Genomic DNA, 24,022 nt, shown 5'->3' on the forward strand with positions numbered 1-24,022 from the left:
GCCTGCAATCTGCAGGCGTTATAATTTATTTAATTGTAGAAACTATTATTTACGTTTCATTGAATCAAAAAATTCATCGTTTGTTTTGCTCATTGCTAATTTATCGATTAAAAATTCCATCGCGTCAATTTCAGGCATGTCATGAACAATTTTACGCAAAATCCACATTTTTTGGATTTCATCTGGTTTTGTCAATAATTCTTCACGACGAGTACCAGAACGGTTGAAATCAATAGCAGGGAATACGCGTTTTTCTGCAATTTTTCGATTAAGATGCAATTCCATGTTACCGGTACCTTTAAATTCTTCATAGATAACTTCATCCATTTTAGAACCTGTATCGATAAGTGCCGTTGCGATAATTGTTAAGCTTCCGCCTTCTTCAACATTACGTGCTGCACCAAAAAAACGCTTTGGTTTGTGAAGTGCATTGGCATCAACACCACCAGTTAATACTTTACCTGATGATGGGATCACTGTGTTGTAAGCACGTGCTAAACGAGTAATAGAATCAAGTAAAATGATAACGTCTTTTTTATGCTCAACAAGACGCTTCGCTTTTTCAATTACCATTTCGGCAACTTGAACGTGGCGGCTGGCTGGTTCATCAAACGTAGAGGCGATAACTTCACCTTTTACAAGACGCTGCATTTCAGTTACTTCTTCTGGACGTTCATCAATGAGTAATACCATTAATTCACATTCAGGGTGGTTGTGAGTAATTGATTGAGCAATGTTCTGTAATAACATGGTTTTACCCGCTTTTGGCGGAGCAACAATCAAACCACGTTGACCTTTACCTATTGGTGAAGCTAAATCGAGTACGCGAGCTGTAATATCTTCGGTGCTACCGTTACCACGCTCCATACGTAAACGTTCGTTTGCGTGTAGTGGGGTAAGATTTTCAAAGAGGATTTTATTACGAGAGCTTTCAGGACGGTCAAAATTTACTTCATTTACCTTAAGTAAAGCAAAATAACGTTCACCTTCTTTTGGTGGACGAATTAAGCCCGAAATTGAGTCGCCGGTACGTAAGCTAAAGCGACGGATTTGACTTGGAGAAACATAAATATCATCAGGGCCAGCAAGGTAAGATGCCTCTGATGAACGTAAAAAGCCAAAACCATCTTGAAGAATTTCTAAAACACCCAAACCAAAAATATTCTCTCCACTTTTAGAGTGAGCTTTTAAAATGGCAAAAATGATGTCTTGTTTTCTTAAACGGGCTACGTTTTCAAGTCCCATGGACTCGGCTAGCTGTACAAGCTCACTAATCGGCTTGTGTTTTAATTCGCTTAAATGCATATTGGTGGGTTCTTCACTGTTTTATAGTGCTCAAACGTTGGTTTGAGTTGCGGTGTTTTGAAATTAACTAAGGGATCTATCTTTGGCTTAATAAACTAGCAGCTATTTATTTAATCGTCCAGCAATGATTAAAAATTAAAGAGTAAAAAAAGGGCAAAGCCCTTTTTTTTAGATGTTATTTTCTAAAAATTCAATTAGTTGAGTTTTAGATAATGCACCAACTTTAGTTGCAGCAACTTGGCCATCTTTAAATAACAATAATGTTGGGATGCCACGAATACCAAATTTTGGTGGTGTTGCAGAGTTTTGGTCGATGTTTAGCTTACCAACAACAACGCGATCAGCATATTCACTTGCAACGTCATCTAAAATAGGGGCGATCATTTTACAAGGACCACACCACTCAGCCCAAAAGTCAACAAGCACTGGTTTGTCAGCTTTTAATACGTCAGTTTCGAAACTATCATCGGTTAATTGGATTATTTTGTCGCTCATTGAGCACTCCATCATGTGTTAGCAAATTTATTTAATGTGTATTTAAACACTCTTGTTTCTTATTGCAAGCTTAAGCGTTATGCTTTATCGCTATGAATAATACACATCTATCAGAAAAAAAGTTTGCGGACTTTAATATTGCACCAGAAGTTATCGCTGGTCTGAATGCTCATGGCTTTGAATTTTGTACTCCAATTCAAGCTCAATGCTTACCCTATGCAATTGAAAAACGTGATATTGCGGGTCAAGCGCAAACAGGCACCGGTAAGACACTCGCATTTTTAACTGCGACTTGTCACCACCTATTGCAAAGTAGTAAAGGCCAAGGCAAACACCCAAGAGCCCTGATCATGGCTCCCACTCGGGAGTTAGCTGTTCAGATCCACAAAGATGCTAAAATATTAGCGCCGCACTGTAATCTTAACTTAGGTTTAGTATATGGTGGCGAAGAATATGAAAAACAACTAGCGCAACTTGAAAAAGGTGTAGATATTTTAATTGGCACGACTGGTCGGCTAATTGACTTGTATAAACAAGGTGCTTACAGCTTAAACGAAATTGAAGTTGTGGTCTTAGATGAAGCAGATCGCATGTTCGATTTAGGCTTTATTAAAGATATCCGTTATTTATTTAGACGTATGCCTGATGCGACACAAAGGTTAAATTTATTATTTTCAGCTACGTTATCTTACCGAGTTCAAGAATTGGCTTTTGAGCACATGACTAATCCTATTCATGTCCAAGTTGAGCCAAGTCAAAAAACTGGTAAACGAATTGTCGAAGAGTTATTCCATCCAGCTCAAGTAGATAAAATTCCGCTTTTATTGACCATTATTGAAGAAGAATGGCCAGAAAAAGCAATCGTATTTTCAAACACTAAACATATGTGTGAAACCGTTTATGCTTGGTTAAAAGCGGCCGATCATCGTGTAGGATTGTTAACTGGTGATGTAAATCAGAAAAAACGTATTTCAATTTTAGAACAATTCACAGCTGGAAATTTAGACTTTTTAGTTGCAACCGATGTTGCTGCACGAGGCCTTCATATCCCAGAAGTGAGCCATGTATTTAATTTTGATTTACCAGATGATTGTGAAGATTATGTGCATCGCATTGGTCGTACAGGTCGTGCTGGCGCATCAGGTAAAGCAATTAGCTTTGCGTGTGAGCAGTATGCTTATAATTTACAACCAATAGAAGAATATGTAGAACATGTCATTCCTTTATCTCATTATGATAAAACTGCATTGTTAGATGATATTCCGGCACCACGGATCCAAAAAAGACGTAGTCCACAAGGCTCGCAAAATTCACGTTCAGGTGGAAATCGCTCCAATAACGCTCGTCCAAGAGCGCGATAGTACAGAGGTAAGAATGACCGGTGCTCAATATCTTCAGCATCAAAATGTGTATGCTGTGATTGATTTAGGTTCAAATAGTTTTCACATGCTGATAGCCAAATCAGTGGCCGGAAGTTTACAAACAATCGGGCGGCTTAAACGTAAAGTACGTTTAGCTGCTGGATTAGATAGCGATAATGTTTTAAACCTTGCTGCGATGCAGCGCGGTTGGGAGTGTTTATCGCTTTTTGCCGAGCGATTGCAAGATATTCCGGCAGAGAATATCACCATTGTAGCTACAGCCACTTTGCGACTAGCCAGTAATGCTCATCAGTTTATTGAACAAGCTGAAAGAATCCTCAATCATAAAATTAATATTATTAGTGGTGAAACTGAAGCTAAAACTATCTATAAAGGTGTTGCGTATACCTCTGCAGCAATTGGTAAGCAATTAGTCATTGATATAGGTGGTGCCAGTACCGAAGTTGTCATTGGTGATGGATTTACCCCGCTTCATTATAAAAGCCTTGATATGGGCTGTGTTACTTACCTAGAGCGTTATTTTCCTGATGGTCATCTTACTCATAAAAACTTTGATGCGGCAATTAAAGCAGCACACCAAGTTATTTCCGTAATTACCCAGGAATTTAAGCAAGCGGGTTGGTTAAGTGTCTCGGGTGCATCGGGCACAGTGCAAGCCATTCAAGAAATTATGATTGCACAGCGCCAAGATGATTTACTCACGCTCGATAAACTTAATGCAATTAAACACCAAGCTGTCTTATATAAAAATATTCACAAATTAGAATTGCCAGGGTTGCTCGAAGAGCGTCGACTCGTTTTCGCTTCTGGTTTGGCGATTTTAATTGCTCTTTTTGAAGCCCTTGAAATTGATACCATGGGTTTAGCCGGTGGTGCTCTTCGAGAGGGAGTGCTTTATAGCATGATCCCCGAGTTGCAAAATCAAAATATCAGGCAAAGAACACTTGATAGTTTTATTGAGCGTTATCATGTTGATCAAGTGCAAGGCTTACGAGTGGCTGAATTGGCTAAAACATTTGCTATGCAACTTGAAGGGCAGTGGCATTTAGCTGCTCATGATGGCGAAGCGCTGTTGTATGCTGCAGCTCAATTGCATGAAGTAGGCTTGTTAATTGAGTATAAGCAATATCAAAAACACACAGGTTATATTGTTAAAAACACCGACATGCCAGGTTATAGCCAAACACAACATAAAATGTTGGTGCAATTGGTTAAGCAGCACCGAGCAGACATTGAATTGAAGCACCTTTGTAATTTTGGTATATGCGACGAATTCATTAGTCGGCTCTTAAGGGTCTTGAGACTGGCTTTTATCCTCACCATGCGAAGAAAGAATGATGTACTTCCTGCTATTAGTGTCTTTGCCGAAGGTGAAGTACTTACCATAGAGCTACCTAACAAATGGCTTGAGCAGCATCCTTTAATGCAAACAGAATTAGAGCAAGAGGTGCAGTATCAGAAAAAAGCCGGTTGGGAATTGCGAATTCAAACAAGTATAAGCCAGTAAAAATCAAATAAAACGTTTGAAAAGGTTTCTTTTTAAGCGTTTTGCTTTAAAAGTCAGCAGAAAGTCACTTTTTTACAATTACTTCGCCTGCATATTTTTAGTAAGGTCTTATCTAAAAGGTTCAAAGAGTTAAGTTATCCACAGGTTTTTGTGAATAAGGTGAGGGTAAGGTGGTGTTAAGTCTGTATGACTAACTAAGTGAAATAAATCGTAAATTTATTTAAAATAACGCTTGCCAAAAAAGTTCGCCGCCCTATAATGCGACCCCACTGACACGGCAGCACACCGCGCTTAGCGGGGTATGAGGGTTGAGTCAGAGAGTTAAGTAAAACTTAGTTTGTTTCGAAAGAATTTAAAATTAAGTGTTGACTTGAAAAGTGAAACGTTTATTATAGCGCTCCACTTCGCAGTAAGCTCTTAGAGTTGGCGCTGCAACGTTCTTTAACAATTTAAGCAATCATCTGTGTGGGCACTCGTACAGGTTGAGTTCTAACAGCTTAGTTCGAAACTTCGGTTTTGAATGAGGCAAAAAATTTAGAGTCTCAATAATGAATGAGTGGCTATACAGTCAATTTGATTTCACTTTCTCTTTTTATTAAGGGTTGTGGAAACAAAAATCAGAATTCATTGAGCAGTCGAAAGACTAAAAACTTTTAATTGAAGAGTTTGATCATGGCTCAGATTGAACGCTGGCGGCAGGCCTAACACATGCAAGTCGAGCGGTAGCACAGAGAAACTTGTTTCTTGGGTGACGAGCGGCGGACGGGTGAGTAATGCTTGGGAACATGCCTTTAGGTGGGGGACAACAGTTGGAAACGACTGCTAATACCGCATGATGTCTACGGACCAAAGTGGGGGACCTTCGGGCCTCACGCCTAAAGATTGGCCCAAGTGGGATTAGCTAGTTGGTGAGGTAATGGCTCACCAAGGCAACGATCTCTAGCTGGTTTGAGAGGATGATCAGCCACACTGGAACTGAGACACGGTCCAGACTCCTACGGGAGGCAGCAGTGGGGAATATTGCACAATGGGCGAAAGCCTGATGCAGCCATGCCGCGTGTGTGAAGAAGGCCTTCGGGTTGTAAAGCACTTTCAGTCAGGAGGAAAGGTTACGTTTTAATAGAACGTAGCTGTGACGTTACTGACAGAAGAAGCACCGGCTAACTCCGTGCCAGCAGCCGCGGTAATACGGAGGGTGCGAGCGTTAATCGGAATTACTGGGCGTAAAGCGTACGCAGGCGGTTGATTAAGCGAGATGTGAAAGCCCCGGGCTCAACCTGGGAACTGCATTTCGAACTGGTCAACTAGAGTGTGATAGAGGGTGGTAGAATTTCAGGTGTAGCGGTGAAATGCGTAGAGATCTGAAGGAATACCGATGGCGAAGGCAGCCACCTGGGTCAACACTGACGCTCATGTACGAAAGCGTGGGGAGCAAACAGGATTAGATACCCTGGTAGTCCACGCCGTAAACGATGTCTACTAGAAGCTGGGGTCCTCGGACAACTTTTTCAAAGCTAACGCATTAAGTAGACCGCCTGGGGAGTACGGCCGCAAGGTTAAAACTCAAATGAATTGACGGGGGCCCGCACAAGCGGTGGAGCATGTGGTTTAATTCGATGCAACGCGAAGAACCTTACCTACACTTGACATCCAGAGAAATCGCTAGAGATAGCTTTGTGCCTTCGGGAACTCTGAGACAGGTGCTGCATGGCTGTCGTCAGCTCGTGTTGTGAGATGTTGGGTTAAGTCCCGCAACGAGCGCAACCCCTATCCTTAGTTGCCAGCGAGTAATGTCGGGAACTCTAAGGAGACTGCCGGTGATAAACCGGAGGAAGGTGGGGACGACGTCAAGTCATCATGGCCCTTACGTGTAGGGCTACACACGTGCTACAATGGCGAGTACAGAGGGCAGCAAGCTAGCGATAGTGAGCGAATCCCTTAAAGCTCGTCGTAGTCCGGATTGGAGTCTGCAACTCGACTCCATGAAGTCGGAATCGCTAGTAATCGCAAATCAGAATGTTGCGGTGAATACGTTCCCGGGCCTTGTACACACCGCCCGTCACACCATGGGAGTGGGTTGCACCAGAAGTAGCTAGCTTAACCTTCGGGAGGGCGGTTACCACGGTGTGATTCATGACTGGGGTGAAGTCGTAACAAGGTAGCCCTAGGGGAACCTGGGGCTGGATCACCTCCTTATCACGATTTAGAACTGATTTGTTCGTAGTGTCCACACAGATGATTGTTAGTTAAATGGCTTAGGCTGTTTAATTAATATTGCTCTTTAAAAATTTGGAAAGCTGATAGAAAAAATTCTTTGAATCGAAAGATTTGAAAGAGTTTTCAAAAGTAAAATTATGCCATTTGCATCGAAAGATGTGATTGGTGTCTACTTTAGTATTCAATATTTAACTTCTGGCGAAGTTTAAATCAGTCCTTTATGTATAACTCAAACTATTTTGGGTTGTATGGTTAAGTGACTAAGCGTACACGGTGGATGCCTTGGCAGTTGGAGGCGATGAAGGACGTATTAACTTGCGATAAGCCTAGTCAAGCTAGTAAAAGGCGCTTGAGACTAGGATTTCCGAATGGGGAAACCCAGTGAGTTTACTCACTATCATATAGTGAATACATAGCTATATGAGGCGAACGCGGAGAACTGAAACATCTAAGTACCCGTAGGAAAAGAAATCAACCGAGATTCCGGAAGTAGCGGCGAGCGAAACCGGAGCAGCCCTTAAGTTTATTTGTGATTAGTGGAATGTTCTGGAAAGGACAGCGGCACAGGGTGATAGCCCCGTACACGAAAATCTATAGTAAGTGAAATCGAGTAGGTCGGGACACGTGTTATCTTGACTGAATATGGGGGGACCATCCTCCAAGGCTAAATACTCCCAACTGACCGATAGTGAACCAGTACCGTGAGGGAAAGGCGAAAAGAACCCCTGTGAGGGGAGTGAAATAGAACCTGAAACCGTGTACGTACAAGCAGTAGGAGCACCTTCGTGGTGTGACTGCGTACCTTTTGTATAATGGGTCAGCGACTTATATTTTGTAGCGAGGTTAACCAATTAGGGGAGCCGTAGGGAAACCGAGTCTTAACTGGGCGTATAGTTGCAAGGTATAGACCCGAAACCCGGTGATCTAGCCATGGGCAGGTTGAAGGTTGAGTAACATCAACTGGAGGACCGAACCCACTAACGTTGAAAAGTTAGGGGATGACTTGTGGCTAGGAGTGAAAGGCTAATCAAACCGGGAGATAGCTGGTTCTCCCCGAAATCTATTTAGGTAGAGCCTCGGACGAATACTTACGGGGGTAGAGCACTGTTAAGGCTAGGGGGTCATCCCGACTTACCAACCCTTTGCAAACTCCGAATACCGTAAAGTACTATCCGGGAGACACACGGCGGGTGCTAACGTCCGTCGTGAAGAGGGAAACAACCCAGAGCGCCATCTAAGGTCCCAAAGTGTATGTTAAGTGGGAAACGATGTGGAAAGGCCCAGACAGCCAGGAGGTTGGCTTAGAAGCAGCCATCCTTTAAAGAAAGCGTAATAGCTCACTGGTCGAGTCGGTCTGCGCGGAAGATGTAACGGGGCTAAACATACCACCGAAGATGCGCCTGCGTACTTTGTATGCGGGGTAGGGGAGCGTTCTGTAAGCCGTTGAAGGTGATTCGAGAGGGTTGCTGGAGGTATCAGAAGTGCGAATGCTGACATAAGTAACGATAATGGGAGTGAAAAACTCCCACGCCGGAAGACCAAGGGTTCCTATCCCATGTTAATCAGGGTAGGGTGAGTCGACCCCTAAGGCGAGGCGGAAACGCGTAGTCGATGGGAAACGGGTTAATATTCCCGTACTCGGCATGAATGCGATGGGGAGACGGAGCAGGCTAGGCAGGCATGGCGTTGGTTGTCCATGTGAAAGTAAGTAGGTTGGAGACTTAGGTAAATCCGGGTTTCCTTAAGACTGAGATACGAGACGAGCTACTACGGTAGTGAAGTTGTTGATGCCATACTTCCAGGAAAATCCTCTAAGCTTCAGTTCATGAAGAATCGTACCCCAAACCGACACAGGTGGTCAGGTAGAGAATACTAAGGCGCTTGAGAGAACTCGGGTGAAGGAACTAGGCAAAATAGTACCGTAACTTCGGGAGAAGGTACGCTGCTGATGGTGAAGGGACTTGCTCCCGGAGCTATTGGCAGTCACAGTAACCAGGTGGCTGGAACTGTTTATTAAAAACACAGCACTGTGCAAAATCGCAAGATGACGTATACGGTGTGACGCCTGCCCGGTGCCGGAAGGTTAATTGATGGGGTTAGCGGCAACGCGAAGCTCTTGATCGAAGCCCCGGTAAACGGCGGCCGTAACTATAACGGTCCTAAGGTAGCGAAATTCCTTGTCGGGTAAGTTCCGACCTGCACGAATGGCGTAATCATGGCCACGCTGTCTCCACCCGAGACTCAGTGAAATTGAAATCGCAGTGAAGATGCTGTGTACCCGCGGCTAGACGGAAAGACCCCGTGAACCTTTACTATAGCTTGGCACTGAACATTGAACCTACATGTGTAGGATAGGTGGGAGACTTTGAAGCAGGAACGCTAGTTCTTGTGGAGTCGTCCTTGAAATACCACCCTTGTAGTTTTGATGTTCTAACGTAGGTCCCTAATCGGGATTGCGGACAGTGCCTGGTGGGTAGTTTGACTGGGGCGGTCTCCTCCTAAAGAGTAACGGAGGAGCACGAAGGTTTGCTAAGTACGGTCGGACATCGTACGGTTAGTGTAATGGTAGAAGCAAGCTTAACTGCGAGACGGACAAGTCGAGCAGGTACGAAAGTAGGTCATAGTGATCCGGTGGTTCTGAATGGAAGGGCCATCGCTCAACGGATAAAAGGTACTCCGGGGATAACAGGCTGATACCGCCCAAGAGTTCATATCGACGGCGGTGTTTGGCACCTCGATGTCGGCTCATCACATCCTGGGGCTGAAGTCGGTCCCAAGGGTATGGCTGTTCGCCATTTAAAGTGGTACGCGAGCTGGGTTTAGAACGTCGTGAGACAGTTCGGTCCCTATCTGCCGTGGGCGTTTGAGAATTGAGAGGGGTTGCTCCTAGTACGAGAGGACCGGAGTGAACGAACCGCTGGTGTTCGGGTTGTCATGCCAATGGCACTGCCCGGTAGCTACGTTCGGAATCGATAAGCGCTGAAAGCATCTAAGCGCGAAGCGAGCCTCGAGATGAGTTCTCACTAGAGCTATAAGCTCTCTGAAGGGCCGTTGGAGACTACAACGTTGATAGGTTGGGTGTGGAAGCGCTGTGAGGCGTTAAGCTAACCAATACTAATTACCCGTGAGGCTTAACCATACAACGCCAAAGTGGTTTGTATGAAGCACTGAAGAACAAGCAAGAAGTTAAATAGCACTGAAGTAGACGAATTTGAATATCAGCCTTCCGAATTTTAGTTAATTGCCAAGGCGATTAACGAACCAGATTTGCTTGGTGACAATAGCGTTTTGGACCCACCTGATCCCATTCCGAACTCAGTAGTGAAACGAAACAGCGCCGATGGTAGTGTGGGGTTACCCATGTGAGAGTAGGACATCGCCAGGCTCCCAATTTAAAGAAAGCCTCTGAGAAATCAGAGGCTTTTTTGCTTTTAGAATAAAAATATTTTTGTTCAAAACGCAGGTTGTATCTCTTCATAATCCTCATCTTTTTATACCTCTATCCTTAGTTATTAATTGTTTTGCTTTTAAAAATAATCAATTGAATCTACTGCTAATTAGTTATATCGTTCCTAATTGATTACCTTGTTTTACATCGTGTTATCGGTTTAAGGGTGAATATGCCGCTTCTGTCTTCAGTTTTTTTATTTTTAACTTTACTGCTTTTTCAACTCTTCCCGAATAATGTTTTTGCTGCACAACAGGTTTATTTTGACCATTTCACCGTCGACCAAGGCATTTCACAAAATAGTGTTACTTGTACTATTGAAGATGAGCAGGGTTTTATTTGGTTAGGAACCCAAAATGGCTTAAATAAAATTGATGGTTACGATACGAAAAAATACAAAGCTAATAATAATTTAGGTTCAATAAAGGGTAATTGGATTACCGCATGCCAGCGAGATGGTTTGGGGAAACTTTGGTTTGCAACAGCGAGCTCAGGTTTAAATGTTTATGATCCTTCCACAGGTCTTTTTTCGCAGTTTGATACCCGTTCAACGCAGAGCAAGCTAAGCGATAACAATCTTTTATCCTTGTTAGTCGATGGTAATAACCTCTGGATTGGCACTGCGCAAGGTGGGCTGAATCGTTTAAATATAATGACTAATCAGCTTGATGTGTATTCACATCAGTCAATCTCAGTATTGGATATTCGGGCTCTATATAAGGATAGTGAAGATGTGCTTTGGTTAGGCACGGCGCAAGGGCTTTTTTATCTTGATTTGGCAGCAAACCAACTTATCGCTTTCCACCCCAAGCACGATACTACTTCTTTTCAGCAATTGGCAGTTTGGTCGATTGTTGAAGATAATCAAAATACACTGTGGGTAACGGGGCGCGGTGGTCTATTTAAAATTGACCCTACCAGAACTGAGATCACTGAGCTCACCATGCCAACTAAGGCCAATAATTGGGGAACTAGTCTCGTAGTTGCTAATAATGATGTTAGCTTAGGTACTTATGGCTCAGGTGTTGTGATGTATTCATTAAAGGGGCTGCAGAATTATACCCATAATCCTCTAGAGGCTAATAGCCTATCGAACGATTACGTATTATCGCTATATCAAGATTCTTTGCACAATACTTGGATTGGTACTGATGGTGGAGGGGTAAATCGTTTTATTCCTGGGCGGCTATTATACAATCATCAAAAACACCAAGCAGAGCTTGCTGATTCTTTAAGTCATAGTTTTGTACGCGCTATTACGAAGGATGTTGATGGTAATTTATGGATTGCCACACGTGAGGGGGTAAATAAACGAAAGTTAGGGCAAGCTAGCTTTAAGCGTTATCTGCATAATGAAGAGGCACACCATAGCCTTCCGACGAATAATGTTTTTGCGTTATTTGCATCACCGCAGCAAGAGTTATGGCTTGGTACTTATGGTGCTGGACTGGCTAAGTACAATCCAATAAAAGACAATTTTATACAATATCAATATGACTCTACTCGGGCTGACAGTTTAATTTCAAATCGTATTTATGCCATTACAGGAGCAGACGAACAGCGTTTATGGTTGGGCAGTAATGCAGGTTTAAGTTTATTTAACCCTGATAGCAATTCGAGTATACATTTTAAGCATGATGATACTGTTTCCGATAGCTTGAGTGATAATTTGGTTTTTTCTTTACTAGTTGACCGCCAAAAACAGCTTTGGGTTGGGACCCGAACAGGTCTTAATTTACTAAAGCCAGAAGCTAGTGGTTTTATCCATTTTACCGAAGGCGATAAGCAACTTACCGCGAATATGGTCACTGCATTGCACCAAGATGCAGAAGGATTTATTTGGATAGGCACCATGCATGGTTTAAATCGTTTGAATCCATTAACCCATGAGATTATTCAATTTACCGAGCAACAAGGTCTTATTGATGAAAACATCTTTGCTATTGAAGAAGATGATCTTGGATTTATCTGGATCAGTTCGAATAATGGTTTGATGCGCTTAAATAAAACTAGTTTGAAAATAAGCCACATCAAAGTTGAGGCTGGCTTGCAAGATCGCTCTTTTATTTTAGGTTCGTCGTATCAAGATAACCAAGGCAGGTTGTATTTTGGGGGAGTAAATGGTTTTAATGAATTTAACCCCGCAGCAGTAACAACAATAGCAAAACCACCTGAGAGTACGATCAGTAAATTGTTGTTATTAAATGAAGAGGTAGAAGTACAAAATAATATAACTACCGATAGTTTTAATTTAACCAAGCAAATAAACGAACTGCATAAAATTGAGCTGGATCATCGCTATAATTTATTTTCACTAGAGTTCACCTCAGCTCAGTCATTACAACCTCAGCCTCTTGAGTATGCATATCAATTGGTAGGGTTTGACTCCGACTGGGTGCTTACCAAAGAGCAAAAACGTTTTGCCACTTATACTAATTTATCGTCAGGTGAGTACCACTTTTTATTAAAATCTCGATTTTTAGAGGGAGCTTGGGGGCCGCAAAAACAGCTGAAGATAATTATTCACCCAGCACCTTGGCATTCTTGGTGGGCATATTGTTTGTATGCTTTAACTATGGTGAGCGTGGTTTTATATGTTATTTGGCTGATTTATAAGCGTAAAATTGTTGAGCAAGAAAAGCGCCATAGCATGAAACTCATTGCAGCAAAAGACACCTTATTGGCTACTATTTCGCATGAGTTTAAAACACCGCTTACGCTGATTTTAGGTCCGCTCGCGGGATTGATAGCAAAGACGGACAAAGCAGCCGATCGCGAAAAGCTAATCGCTATGGCGCGCAATGCAGAACGACTTTTAGCTTTGGTAAACAATGTTCTACAGCATAAATCAATACATAATCCTGATAGTGCACCAGATAATATTGATTTATACGCTTTATTGCATACTCAAATTGAAGGGTTTTGCGTACTTGCTGAGCAACACCAGATTTCGTTAGTGCTTAGCAATGATAGCCATGCTAATTGTGTCGTCAGTTTTCAAGCCAATGCGGCCGACCAATTAGTCGCCAACCTTTTGCATAATGCCATTAAGTTTACCCCAGCTGGCGGACAGGTCACTGTATTACTAATAAAAAGTGACGAAAACTGCTTCCTCAGTATCACCGATACCGGTATTGGTATTGACGCAGATGAGTTGCAACAGATTTTTACACAAGGAAAACGGGGACGGTTAACTCAGGAATTAGAAGGTTCTGGTTTAGGGCTTTCAATCGTGAAGGACATTGTCACTCGGCACGGTGGTGAAATAACCGTCACTAGCATTCCCATGCAAGGGAGTACTTTCACGGTGACGTTACCTTTAGCTGCCGAGCAAACAAGTACGTTTGTAACGACTCTGAATAATTTCCAAAATGATGATTTACAGAAGTCTGCGCCAGAACGAAAATATAAAATTTTACTGGTTGAGGATAATAGTGAACTTAGAAACTATCTTCAGTCCATTTTACAGCCTTATTATCATTGTTTTATCGCGGCCAATGGTGAAGTTGGTTTGGCTCAGGTAAAAGCCATTTCTCCTGATTTAGTGATCAGTGATGTCATGATGCCGATTATGTCTGGTTTTGAATTGTTAGCACAATTACGAAATGAGCTAGAAACATGTCACATTCCTGTACTGATTTTATCGGCCTATCATAGCCCTGAAATGCGAATGCAAGGGTTTGATCTACTCGCTGATGAATACTTAGCAAAACCGTTTCAAGAGCAAGAATTACTCGCTAGAATTTCAAGCTTATTAAGCATTCGTGATCTGATCAAGCGAAGCAACTTGCGACTATCTATCGATGAAAGCCAACGCCATCAAGGAAAAAAAATTAACGGGCATTTTTCAGAACGAGATACTCAGTTTATACAGCAGCTAAATAGTCTTTTAGAAAATAAATATTGTGATGTTGCGTTGTCATTAGAAGCCCTTGCTAATCATCTACATTTAACTGAAAGAACCTTACAAAATAAAACCAAAGCGTTATTTGATATGCCTCCGATGGATTATGTTCGGGAATTTCGTCTTGAAAAAGCTAAAATATTTTTACGACAAACGGACCGTTCTATTGGCGAGATTGCGGAATTAAGTGGATTTAATTCGCAAAGTTATTTTGCTCGCTGCTTTAAAGCTGCGACAGGAGTCTCACCTAAACAATATCGTGCACAGCAGTCCGAAAATCCATTAAATTAGGGACTTTTCGCTATAGTACAAAAACTTTTCGTTTCTGTACTACTTATAACTTATTGTTCCTTATAGATTATTCTTATTGTATAGGCTGAAGTTATTGACAGAAGCCTAATAGCATTTGAATGATAAAAAGGAATATTTGTGCAAATACGTCACTTTCGCCCGCTAGTATTAGCGTCAGTTATTACGAGCTTAGTTGCTTGCCAAAGCACCTCAACCCAAGTTACTTCAAACACCAATACACCTAATGTGAACCAAGTTCAGCAAGAACAATATAATGGTGCTAAGGCGCGGATTGCGGTTGCACGATTTACGGATGAGTCGAACAATCATCACTGGTGGTCAAAAGAAATTGGTAATGGTATGTCAGATCAGCTCACCACGGCGTTGGTGGGGACAAATCGTTTTATCGTATTGGAACGTCAGGCTTTGGATGCCGTATTATCTGAGCAAGATTTAGTTACTGCGGGCCGCGTAAGTGCCAACTCTGGTGCGGCCTTTGGTGAAATCGAAGGTGCTGAAATTGTCATTGTTGCATCAGTAACTGAGTTTGATGATGACGCATCGGGTGCCCGCATTGGTGGCATGGGTTTTATTGGTGATATGGTGCAGTCAGTTTCTGCTGGTCTATCTAATACCCATATGGCGATTGATTTACGATTAATTGATACTCGGACCTCTCGCATCTTAGCTGCCACTACCGTTGAGGGGGGGAGTAAAGATTTTGATATAGCGGCAGCGGCCACTAATTTTGGTAGCTCAATTTTAGGTGGTAACTTAAGCGCTTGGTCTAATACCCCCAAAGAAAAAGCGCTTAGAGAGATCATTCAAAAAGCCGTTGAGTTTACTCTCACTAAGATCCCAGATGTTTATTATCGATATAACCCCGACAACAGTTTAGCAGCAGGTGCCAGCGTCCCTAAACCTATCGCTAAAAAGCAGGTCCAACAGCCAAGTACTTTAAGTGATAATGAAGTAAGTAGCCGGGGTAAAAAAGGAGTTACTTCACTTGACTCAGTCACCGTTTCTATTGCGCAAGCGCAACTCAATTGCCTTGGCTACATTAACGATCAAGAAGCTGCAGGAAAGTACACACCTAATACCGTTGCCGCTATTAAACGATTTCAACAAGAATCTGGTTTAACGGTTAATGGTAAAGTGGATGAAGCAACCAATAAAGCGTTAGCCGATACTGGATGTATGAATAACTCGGTGCAAAATGGCATTAGTATGATAGCCAACGCGTTTGCCGGAGTAGCTGTAAGTGCCGGAGATGACGACGATTTTTTAGAAGTTGCGATGTGGACCGATGAGAAACGTGGTCGTTTAAGTGTTGCACAGCAGCCAAGTAGCTCAGGTATGACAGAAATTGAAGTGATTGCGCGTCATCAAGAGTCCGGAACAGCATTAAATCAAGCGGTAGGGGCTATTTTCAAAGTGAATGCAAACGGTGACCTTGAAGATAAGCCCGATTATTTAAAAGCCCAAATTGCAGAGCCAGTCAATAGTGGCCGCTATTACTTAAAATTCGCAGCACTTGATAAATTTTACGCCAGTGGCGAAGTGGTATTACAGCGAGGCGTAAAGAATGTGGTGAGCGTTGAGTTAGAGTAGCAACTCAATTTAATTTACCCATACCCATATTAACAGCTTGTGCCAGATAATTGCTGGCATAAGCGTTATGGTTTTATCAGTTTATATTCTTGGCAGCTACTATTTATACAAAGTGTTTGAGGGGGAAGTAAATGCTGACATGTAGCAAGTGCTTGATTCTGCTTGTTGTAAATTTGTTCGAAGCTGGTTATTTCAGATGCTAAGTGCTCGGCATGCTCAGTGGATGTATTTTTACTCGAAAATATAAGATATTCACTGGCACCCCCACACGCCTTCTCACCTATTGCTAGCACTCTACATTGATAGCTGGCATCGCAACTTTTGTCTTGTGTAATTTCAGAGAGTTTTTGCTCAGCTTGGCTCATGGTTCGTATTTGATTGTCGGATGACTCAGGGGCGGTCAAGCTACAGGCTGAAAGAGTAAGTAAATAACCAAGACACACGACTAATCTTTTCTTCATTGGATCCTCATCTTTTCGGTGGGTACCAAACACTGCAAAATAAATAAAATGGTAATTAATTAAGGTATGGCAAATTTGGTAACAAGCCAAGGTTACAATATCATATTATTTGTCAGAGTGTTAGGCTGAAAGAACTTGGATGAAATACTTGATTTTAAGTCGTAATAATCTTTATATCTTACTTTTGAGCAACGCTAGCTTTTAGATGAATTTTAGCCTCAAGCTCAAACTAGCTTAAGGCTAAAGTTGAACATTTATTTTAAAATACCAGCCATTGAATCTTTATATCGGCGTGATAAGTTAAGCGATTTACCATTCCGTAGGGTGACTAAGTAATCTCCGTTATCGGTCGGTTTTAACTCACTGATAAACTGTTTTTTTACAATTGCAGAACGATGAATCCGAACAAAACCAAAGCTACTTAGCTTGTTTTCCATCGCTGTTAGTGTTTCTCGATGTAGAAGAGGGCGGTCTTCATTACATAAGTGCAATTCAACATAGTTACCAGCACCACCAATCCATAAAATGTCATCTGCTTCGACAATACGAATTCGGCCTGTATCTTTAACTATAATCGGTTCTTGTTTTGCACGGTTGTTCGTTTGCATTTGTTTTAAAAGATGTTCTATTTGTTGTAAGGGCGATAAATCAACGGCACCCAGACGAGCGGCTAATTTTGATGTGCATTTAGCAAAGCGCTCTTCAGTAATGGGGCAAATTAAGAAATCAACCATGTTAAGTTCAAAAGCATCGGCGGCAAAGTCAGGGTTATCAGCAAAGCATACGACATGAGTGAAGTTAGGAAGGCGGCATAAGTTACCTGCTTCATCAGCATTGTTTATCAATTGGCTACTGATAAAAAGCACATCTGCTTGCATAGACTCGCATATGTCTCTGGCTTCTTGACTATCAAATGCCAGTGCGAGCGCTTCAAATCTTGGATGTTCCTTTAATAACTCAATAATATGACGGCGAATTGGTTCAGCACTTGCTGCGATCACGACACTGAATTTACGCATGAAATAGTTCCTTTACTGTGACCAAAAATTGCAGGCCCAAAATATACCGAATAAGGGAATAAGATAAACTAAAAAACATGTCATTTAAGTAAACGATTGTAACAAAATAAGAGTAAACAAAAGAGTTGTAACTATTTGTTTTTAATTGAATGTTAATGGTTTTGTGTCTTTGTATTTTTCTTGAACTAAAATCCCATAAAAACACCCGCCTAGACTCTAATTCCATCCTTTTATGTATTGTTGATAGAAAAAAAATTAACTCCGAGATTAGGTTGTTCTCATGGCAATTGTTAAAAATAATAATCTAGGGAAAATAAATGTTTAATTTTAAACAGTCAGCGTTACATCTAGCTGTAGGCTCAATACTTTTATCATGCTTGGTGTTTAACGTTAATGCTGCTGAAGAAGGTATTGAGGCTGTTGAGCGTATTGAGGTCACAGGTTCACGTATTAAACGATCTGATTTAGAAGCAGCCCCTGTTACAGTCATTACGGCCGATGATATGAAGCTGTAAGGATTCGATAGTGTTGCCGATGTTTTGCGTAATACTTCATTTAATACGCTAGATTCTTATCGTGAGCAGTCAGGGAGTAGTTTTGGTGGTACAGCTTTAGTTAATTTACGTGGTATCGGTGAAGATAAAACTGCTGTTTTAATTAATGGTCGACGTGTACCAGGTACTGGTTGTGGTTATATTTTTAGTGATGTTTCTTATAATACGATGGACATGGAGCGATTATCAACATTTGTTGATGCCCGCAGACAGCTTAGTGATGACCATGAAATTTATTTTGAAAGTCGAATCTCGAAAGTTGAATCTTCAGGACGCTTTGCCCCAGCTATCGGAGGATTTGGGGTTGCTGCTGATGCACCGATTAACCCTGTAGGTGAAGAATTCTTATTATATCATCGCTTTGTTGCGCATGGACCTAGAAATGATACTAGTGACGCAGTAGAGATAGATGCTGTGCTTGGCTTTAATGGTGCTTTCTCCGGTACTGATATTGAGTATGATCTTAGCTTCCGTAAATACAAGTATGATGCTAATAGCCGAGGCGAAAACTATGTACTTAAATCAAACATTGAAGCGCTGGTTAAAAGTGGTGCGTATAATTATATAGATCCTCTTTCTCAGGAGCCTGGCCATTTGGCTGCTATAGCACAGAGTAATGCTACTGTATCACGAGATTTAGCAAATGATACTAGCTCATTTCTTTTTGCACTTAATGGCGGAACAGGTATTGAATTAGGCTTTGGTGCAGCTGATATATTATGGTCAGCAGGGATAGAGTACTCCGAAGAAGAGTATCAAGATATTTACGATGCATTCCGTGCAGCGCAAAATGTACTTGGCTCCGCCGGTAACTCGGCAAGTGGAGACCGAAAACGAAAAGCTTTATTTGGTGAGTTATTAGTTCCAGTCTTAGATGGCTGGGATATTAATATGGCTGTTCGTTATGATGACTACAATGATTTTGGTTCTGAAGTTTCACCTTCAATTTCAACTTCTTTTGTGGCCACTGAATGGTTGAAATTAAGAGCGTCTTATGGTCAAGGTTTTAAAGCGCCTAACTTGACTAATTTATATGCTAAGCCACAACAAAGCTTTGAAGGTGTTGTTGATACAACGCGATGCAGAGCTCAAGGCATTGCCGATAAAGATTGTCCATCAGGTCAGCAAGAAACTTACAATGCTGGTAATAAAGATTTAAAAGCCGAAACATCAGAATCTTACAATGTCGGTATTATTCTTGAGCCTGTTGATAACTTCTTAATTACAGCTGATTATTATAGTGTTGAATTAGAGAATGTTGTGACACAGCTTGAATTCCGGGATGTGTTTGAACTTGAACAACAGAATAATCTACCTGCAGGCGTGGTAGTTAATCGAGGACCTACAGTGGATGGCGTTCCTGGTTCAATTACGCGCTGTATAGCTAAAAGCTATCCTGACTGTGGTTTGATTAATCCTTCAGCCAATTTAGCGACACGCAAAGTAGAAGGCTTAGACTTTAAAGTTCAATACTTATTAGAAACAAGTATTGGTGATTTTAGACCTGATCTCCAGTGGTCACATATTAAAACTTATGAAGAAGAGATTGCAGGTGTGCTATTTGAGCAGCCAGGAAAACAAGGATATCCAGCAAATAGAGCTAATTTCAACTTCCTCTATGAAGCGGGTAACTTCAAAGTAAACTATGCATACCAGTGGATTGATGAAACTGAATCAGATACTGGTGGAAAATTTGAAGCATGGGATATTCACTCAATTAATATGATCTATACAGCTATTGATGGTTTAGATTTGACATTTGGGGTACGAAATCTTACTGACGAAGATCCTTCAATTGATACTGTAGGTGGATGGCAAGCTGAACAGGCATCGGTTTCACGTGCGTTGTATTCATTAGATGGTCGTGTTTATACATTAGGAATTAAATATTCATTTTAATTTATAAAGTTAAATATTTTTAAATAGAGCCCTGAAGGCTCTATTTTTTTATCCATAATGTTTCAGGTGAGTTATACAACTCATAGTGAGCGCTACTCATAGATTAAATCTGGCGGTTGGTCACACTGAGGATGTAAATGAAAACTTGTACTGATATGTTTATCCTAAATCGAATCTTATTTTTAATATTCGTTTTTTCTTTGGACCAAGTGAGGGACTTATCCCCCCTCACTTTTCCCTCTTCAAGCAAAGTAAAGTTCGAATTTAAACAAACCCACCTTAACCTATTCCAATAATTATTTTTATAATATCTGTTGCATTTATCACCAGTGTCATTATAATACGCAGGCTTTCATTAATATCAGTCTCTGAATTAATTGAAAGGAACTATGTAGCTTGGATTTCAAGCTAATAAACAGGAGCTCCGATTTGGAGTTCAACGGTAAGAAATAATTAAATAACCGACTTCTAAATCTATTTAGTAAGTTTCGGGTGTTTTTTTATGCTCTTTTTAAAATGCTCTTTATTTTTTGAGGTTTAAATAGAATGTCAAATCAACGCATTCGTATTCGCCTAAAAGCTTTTGACCATCGTTTGATTGACCAATCAACGTTGGAAATTGTGGAAACTGCGAAACGCACTGGTGCTCAGGTACGTGGTCCAATCCCATTACCTACACGTTTCGAGCGTTTTACTGTACTTACATCACCGCACGTAAACAAAGATGCGCGTGATCAGTATGAGATCCGCACCCATAAACGTCTGATCGACATCGTAGAACCAACTGACAAGACTGTAGACGCTCTAATGCGCCTAGACCTTGCTGCTGGTGTTGATGTTCAGATCAGCCTGGGTTAATCGTAAGATTAGAGAGGTTTTAGGAAAATGGCATTAGGTCTAGTCGGTCGTAAAGTGGGCATGACTCGTATCTTCACTGAAGATGGCGTATCTATCCCAGTAACCGTAATCGAAGCAACTCCTAACCGCATTGCACAAATCAAAACTGATGCAAATGATGGTTATAACGCGCTTCAAGTTACCGCAGGCACTAAAAAAGCAAGCCGCGTAAACAAAGCTCAAGCGGGTCACTTCGCTAAAGCTGGCGTTGAAGCGGGTCGCGGTCTGTGGGAATTCCGTCTATCTGGCGACGAAGGCAGCTTCGAAGTTGGTAGCGAAATCACAGTAGAATTATTCAATGACGTAACTAAAGTTGACGTTACTGGTACTTCTAAAGGTAAAGGCTTCCAAGGTGGTGTTAAGCGCTGGAATTTCAGAACGCAAGATGCTACTCACGGTAATTCACTTTCTCACCGTGCTCCAGGTTCAATTGGTCAAAACCAATCACCTGGTAAAGTATTTAAAGGTAAGAAAATGGCTGGTCACATGGGTGCTGAGCGTGTTACGACTCAAAACCTTGAAGTTGTTCGTGTTGACGTAGAACGTAACTTGTTACTTGTTAAAGGTGCAGTTCCTGGTTCTATCAACGGCGACGTGATCGTTAAACCTGCTGTTAAAGCTTAAGTCGGAGATTAGTGATGGAATTAACATTGAAAGACGCGTCAGGCGCTCTTGAAGTTTCCGAAGCTACTTTTGGACGTGAGTTTAACGAAGCTCTAGTACACCAAGTAGTAGTTGCTTTTGCAGCTGGTGCTCGTCAAGGTACTCGTGCTCAGAAGACACGTTCTGAAGTAAGCGGTGGCGGTAAAAAGCCGTGGAATCAAAAAGGTACTGGCCGTGCACGTGCTGGTACAATCCGTAGCCCAATTTGGCGCTCGGGTGGTGTGACGTTTGCAGCTAAGCCGCAAGATCACAGCCAAAAAGTAAATCGTAAAATGTATCGCGGTGCGATCAAAAGCATCTTGTCTGAACTAGTTCGTCAAGATCGTTTAGTTGTTGTTGAGAGCTTTGGTATCGAAGCGCCTAAAACAAAGCAACTTGTAGCTAAGTTGAAAGAGCTTGAGCTTAAAGACGTACTAATCGTAACGGAAGAAGTTGATGAGAACTTATTCTTATCTTCTCGTAACCTTTATAAGGTTGACGTACGTGACGTAGCTGGCATTGATCCAGTAAGTCTAATTGCATTCGATAAGGTTCTTATTACTGCTGCTGCAGTTAAGCAACTTGAGGAGTCGTTAGCATGATCCGTGAAGAACGTTTATTAAAGGTTATTCTAGCACCACACATTTCTGAGAAAAGCACTAACAATGCTGAAACGACAAATACGATCGTTTTCAAAGTTGTTAAAGATGCAACTAAAGCTGAAATTCAAGCTGCAGTAGCAAAGCTTTTTGAAGTTGAAGTAACAGGTGTGCGCACTCTGAACGTTAAGGGTAAAACTAAACGTACTGGTGCTCGTTTCGGTCGTCGTTCAGACTGGAAAAAAGCCTACGTTACTCTTAAAGAAGGCAGCGAGCTAGACTTTGTCGGCGGCGCCGAGTAATTAAGGGGAGTTAGAATTATGGCACTTCAAAAGTGTAAACCTACTTCTGCGGGTCGTCGTCACGTAGTTAAAGTGGTTAACCAAGATTTACATAAAGGTAAGCCATTTGCACCACTACTAGAGAAAAACTCTAAATCAGGTGGTCGCAATAACAACGGTCGTATCACGGTTCGTCACATCGGTGGTGGTCATAAGCATCATTATCGTTTAGTAGACTTTAAACGTAACAAAGATGGTATTCCAGCTGTTGTTGAGCGTTTAGAATATGATCCAAACCGTACAGCGAACATCGCACTTGTATTATATGCAGACGGTGAGCGTCGTTACATCATTGCACCAAAAGGCTTAAAAGCTGGTGATCAAATCCAGTCTGGTGTTGATTCACCAATCAAAGCTGGTAATACGATGCCAATGCGTAACATGCCTATCGGTGCTACGGTTCATAACGTAGAGTTAAAACCTGGTAAAGGTGCTCAAATTGCACGTTCAGCAGGTTCTTACGTACAGATCCTTGCTCGTGAAGGTCAATACGTAACATTACGTCTTCGTTCAGGCGAAGTACGTAAAGTTGAGTCTGATTGCCGCGCGACACTTGGTGAAGTGGGTAATGCAGAACATATGCTTCGTTCGCTAGGTAAAGCTGGTGCTAATCGCTGGCGTGGTATCCGTCCGACAGTTCGTGGTGTTGCCATGAACCCGGTAGATCACCCACACGGTGGTGGTGAAGGTCGTACATCTGGTGGTCGTCATCCTGTGTCTCCATGGGGTAAACCGACTAAGGGTGCTAAGACTCGTAAGAACAAGCGTACTGATAAATTTATAGTACGTCGTCGTACTAAGTAATATTGAGGAATAGCCATGCCACGCTCTCTCAAGAAGGGTCCTTTTATAGACCTACACTTGCTGAAGAAGGTAGAGAAAGCTTTGGAAAGCGGTGACAAGAAGCCAATTAAAACTTGGAGCCGTCGTTCAATGATCATCCCTACAATGATCGGATTGACCATTGCTGTCCATAATGGTCGTCAACACGTACCTGTGTTCGTAAGTGACGAAATGATCGGTCATAAACTAGGTGAATTTGCACCTACTCGCACTTATCGCGGCCATGCTGCAGATAAGAAAGCGAAGAAACGATAAGGAGTTGATAAATGCAAGCATTAGCTAAACATAAATTCGCCTCCGGTTCGGCGCAAAAAGCGCGTTTAGTTGCTGATCAAGTCCGTGGACTTCCAGTAGACAAAGCGCTACAAATCCTAGCTTTCAGCCCTAAAAAAGCGGCTGTATTAGTTAAGAAAGTGCTAGAGTCAGCTATCGCAAACGCGGAGCACAACGAAGGTGCCGACATTGATGAGCTACGTGTAGCTACGATTTTTGTGGATGAAGGTCCATCAATGAAACGTATTCTACCACGTGCTAAAGGACGCGCTGATCGCATCCTTAAGCGTACAAGTCACATCACTGTAGTGGTTTCTGATAACTAGGAGTTTAA

Annotated in this window: 17 protein-coding genes and 3 rRNA genes; 16 read left to right on the forward strand and 4 right to left on the reverse strand. The window is 41.9% G+C overall.

Annotated features, from left to right (window positions below; genetic code table 11):
• Window positions 1-45: 45 nt before the first annotated feature.
• Window positions 46-1,305: a transcription termination factor Rho gene (gene rho / locus PTUN_RS00565; protein WP_009839245.1), complete on the reverse strand. Its 1,260-nt coding sequence runs from the start codon at window positions 1,303-1,305 to the stop codon at window positions 46-48.
• A gap of 168 nt (window positions 1,306-1,473) precedes the next feature.
• Complete coding sequence (trxA, locus tag PTUN_RS00570) at window positions 1,474-1,800, reverse strand: thioredoxin TrxA (protein WP_009839244.1); 327 nt, start codon at window positions 1,798-1,800, stop codon at window positions 1,474-1,476.
• 92 nt (window positions 1,801-1,892) lie between these two features.
• On the opposite strand from trxA, the gene rhlB reads away from it, so the two are divergent.
• From rhlB to PTUN_RS00605, 7 genes are all read left to right on the forward strand, one after another.
• Window positions 1,893-3,161: an ATP-dependent RNA helicase RhlB gene (gene rhlB / locus PTUN_RS00575; RefSeq protein ID WP_009839243.1), complete on the forward strand. Its 1,269-nt coding sequence runs from the start codon at window positions 1,893-1,895 to the stop codon at window positions 3,159-3,161.
• Window positions 3,162-3,174: 13 nt separating this feature from the next.
• Complete coding sequence (gene gppA / locus PTUN_RS00580; RefSeq protein ID WP_009839242.1) at window positions 3,175-4,689, forward strand: guanosine-5'-triphosphate,3'-diphosphate diphosphatase; 1,515 nt, start codon at window positions 3,175-3,177, stop codon at window positions 4,687-4,689.
• Between the two features lie 654 nt (window positions 4,690-5,343).
• Window positions 5,344-6,885, forward strand: a 16S ribosomal RNA gene (locus PTUN_RS00585).
• A gap of 271 nt (window positions 6,886-7,156) precedes the next feature.
• A 23S ribosomal RNA gene (locus PTUN_RS00590) occupies window positions 7,157-10,045 on the forward strand.
• A 131-nt stretch (window positions 10,046-10,176) separates the two neighbouring features.
• Window positions 10,177-10,291, forward strand: a 5S ribosomal RNA gene (gene rrf, locus PTUN_RS00595).
• Together the 16S, 23S and 5S rRNA genes form the textbook arrangement of a ribosomal RNA operon.
• Before the next feature lie 235 nt (window positions 10,292-10,526).
• Entirely contained in the window at window positions 10,527-14,549 is a 4,023-nt protein-coding gene (locus tag PTUN_RS00600; protein ID WP_009839241.1) for a hybrid sensor histidine kinase/response regulator transcription factor, read from the forward strand.
• 138 nt (window positions 14,550-14,687) lie between these two features.
• Window positions 14,688-16,160, forward strand: coding sequence for a CsgG/HfaB family protein (locus PTUN_RS00605; RefSeq protein ID WP_009839240.1), 1,473 nt, complete (start codon window positions 14,688-14,690; stop codon window positions 16,158-16,160).
• Window positions 16,161-16,225: 65 nt separating this feature from the next.
• Here the strand turns inward: PTUN_RS00605 and PTUN_RS00610 are convergent, their stop codons facing one another.
• Window positions 16,226-16,621 carry a hypothetical protein gene (locus PTUN_RS00610; RefSeq protein WP_040644048.1) on the reverse strand — a complete coding sequence of 132 codons (396 nt, stop codon included), beginning with the start codon at window positions 16,619-16,621 and terminating at the stop codon, window positions 16,226-16,228.
• Window positions 16,622-16,875: 254 nt separating this feature from the next.
• The gene (locus PTUN_RS00615; protein WP_009839238.1) at window positions 16,876-17,640 is read right to left on the reverse strand and encodes a LytR/AlgR family response regulator transcription factor; all 765 of its coding nucleotides are present in this window, start codon (window positions 17,638-17,640) and stop codon (window positions 16,876-16,878) included.
• A 317-nt stretch (window positions 17,641-17,957) separates the two neighbouring features.
• Between PTUN_RS00615 and PTUN_RS22075 the strand changes: the two genes are divergently transcribed.
• The 9 genes from PTUN_RS22075 to rplV all read left to right on the forward strand — a co-directional run bounded on the left by PTUN_RS22075 (window position 17,958) and on the right by rplV (window position 24,014).
• Window positions 17,958-18,155, forward strand: coding sequence for a hypothetical protein (locus PTUN_RS22075; RefSeq protein WP_009839237.1), 198 nt, complete (start codon window positions 17,958-17,960; stop codon window positions 18,153-18,155).
• Between the two features lie 24 nt (window positions 18,156-18,179).
• A complete protein-coding gene (locus PTUN_RS00625) occupies window positions 18,180-20,093 on the forward strand; it encodes a TonB-dependent receptor domain-containing protein (protein ID WP_009839236.1) in 1,914 nt (637 codons plus the stop codon).
• 546 nt (window positions 20,094-20,639) lie between these two features.
• Window positions 20,640-20,951: a 30S ribosomal protein S10 gene (gene rpsJ / locus PTUN_RS00630; RefSeq protein ID WP_009839235.1), complete on the forward strand. Its 312-nt coding sequence runs from the start codon at window positions 20,640-20,642 to the stop codon at window positions 20,949-20,951.
• 27 nt (window positions 20,952-20,978) lie between these two features.
• Window positions 20,979-21,614 (forward strand): 50S ribosomal protein L3, encoded by a 636-nt coding sequence (rplC, locus tag PTUN_RS00635; protein ID WP_009839234.1) that lies wholly within the window; start codon window positions 20,979-20,981, stop codon window positions 21,612-21,614.
• A gap of 14 nt (window positions 21,615-21,628) precedes the next feature.
• The gene (gene rplD, locus PTUN_RS00640; RefSeq protein ID WP_009839233.1) at window positions 21,629-22,234 is read left to right on the forward strand and encodes a 50S ribosomal protein L4; all 606 of its coding nucleotides are present in this window, start codon (window positions 21,629-21,631) and stop codon (window positions 22,232-22,234) included.
• Window positions 22,231-22,533 carry a 50S ribosomal protein L23 gene (gene rplW, locus PTUN_RS00645; RefSeq protein ID WP_009839232.1) on the forward strand — a complete coding sequence of 101 codons (303 nt, stop codon included), beginning with the start codon at window positions 22,231-22,233 and terminating at the stop codon, window positions 22,531-22,533. Before rplD ends, rplW begins: the two co-directional genes overlap by 4 nt.
• Window positions 22,534-22,551: 18 nt before the next feature.
• Entirely contained in the window at window positions 22,552-23,376 is an 825-nt protein-coding gene (rplB, locus tag PTUN_RS00650; protein WP_009839231.1) for a 50S ribosomal protein L2, read from the forward strand.
• Between the two features lie 15 nt (window positions 23,377-23,391).
• On the forward strand, window positions 23,392-23,670 hold the full coding sequence (gene rpsS, locus PTUN_RS00655) for a 30S ribosomal protein S19 (RefSeq protein WP_009839230.1): 279 nt from the start codon (window positions 23,392-23,394) through the stop codon (window positions 23,668-23,670).
• 11 nt (window positions 23,671-23,681) lie between these two features.
• Window positions 23,682-24,014 (forward strand): 50S ribosomal protein L22, encoded by a 333-nt coding sequence (rplV, locus tag PTUN_RS00660; RefSeq protein ID WP_009839229.1) that lies wholly within the window; start codon window positions 23,682-23,684, stop codon window positions 24,012-24,014.
• Window positions 24,015-24,022 lie beyond the last annotated feature (8 nt).

The sequence above is a fragment of the Pseudoalteromonas tunicata genome (assembly GCF_002310815.1).
Lineage (GTDB): Bacteria > Pseudomonadota > Gammaproteobacteria > Enterobacterales > Alteromonadaceae > Pseudoalteromonas > Pseudoalteromonas tunicata.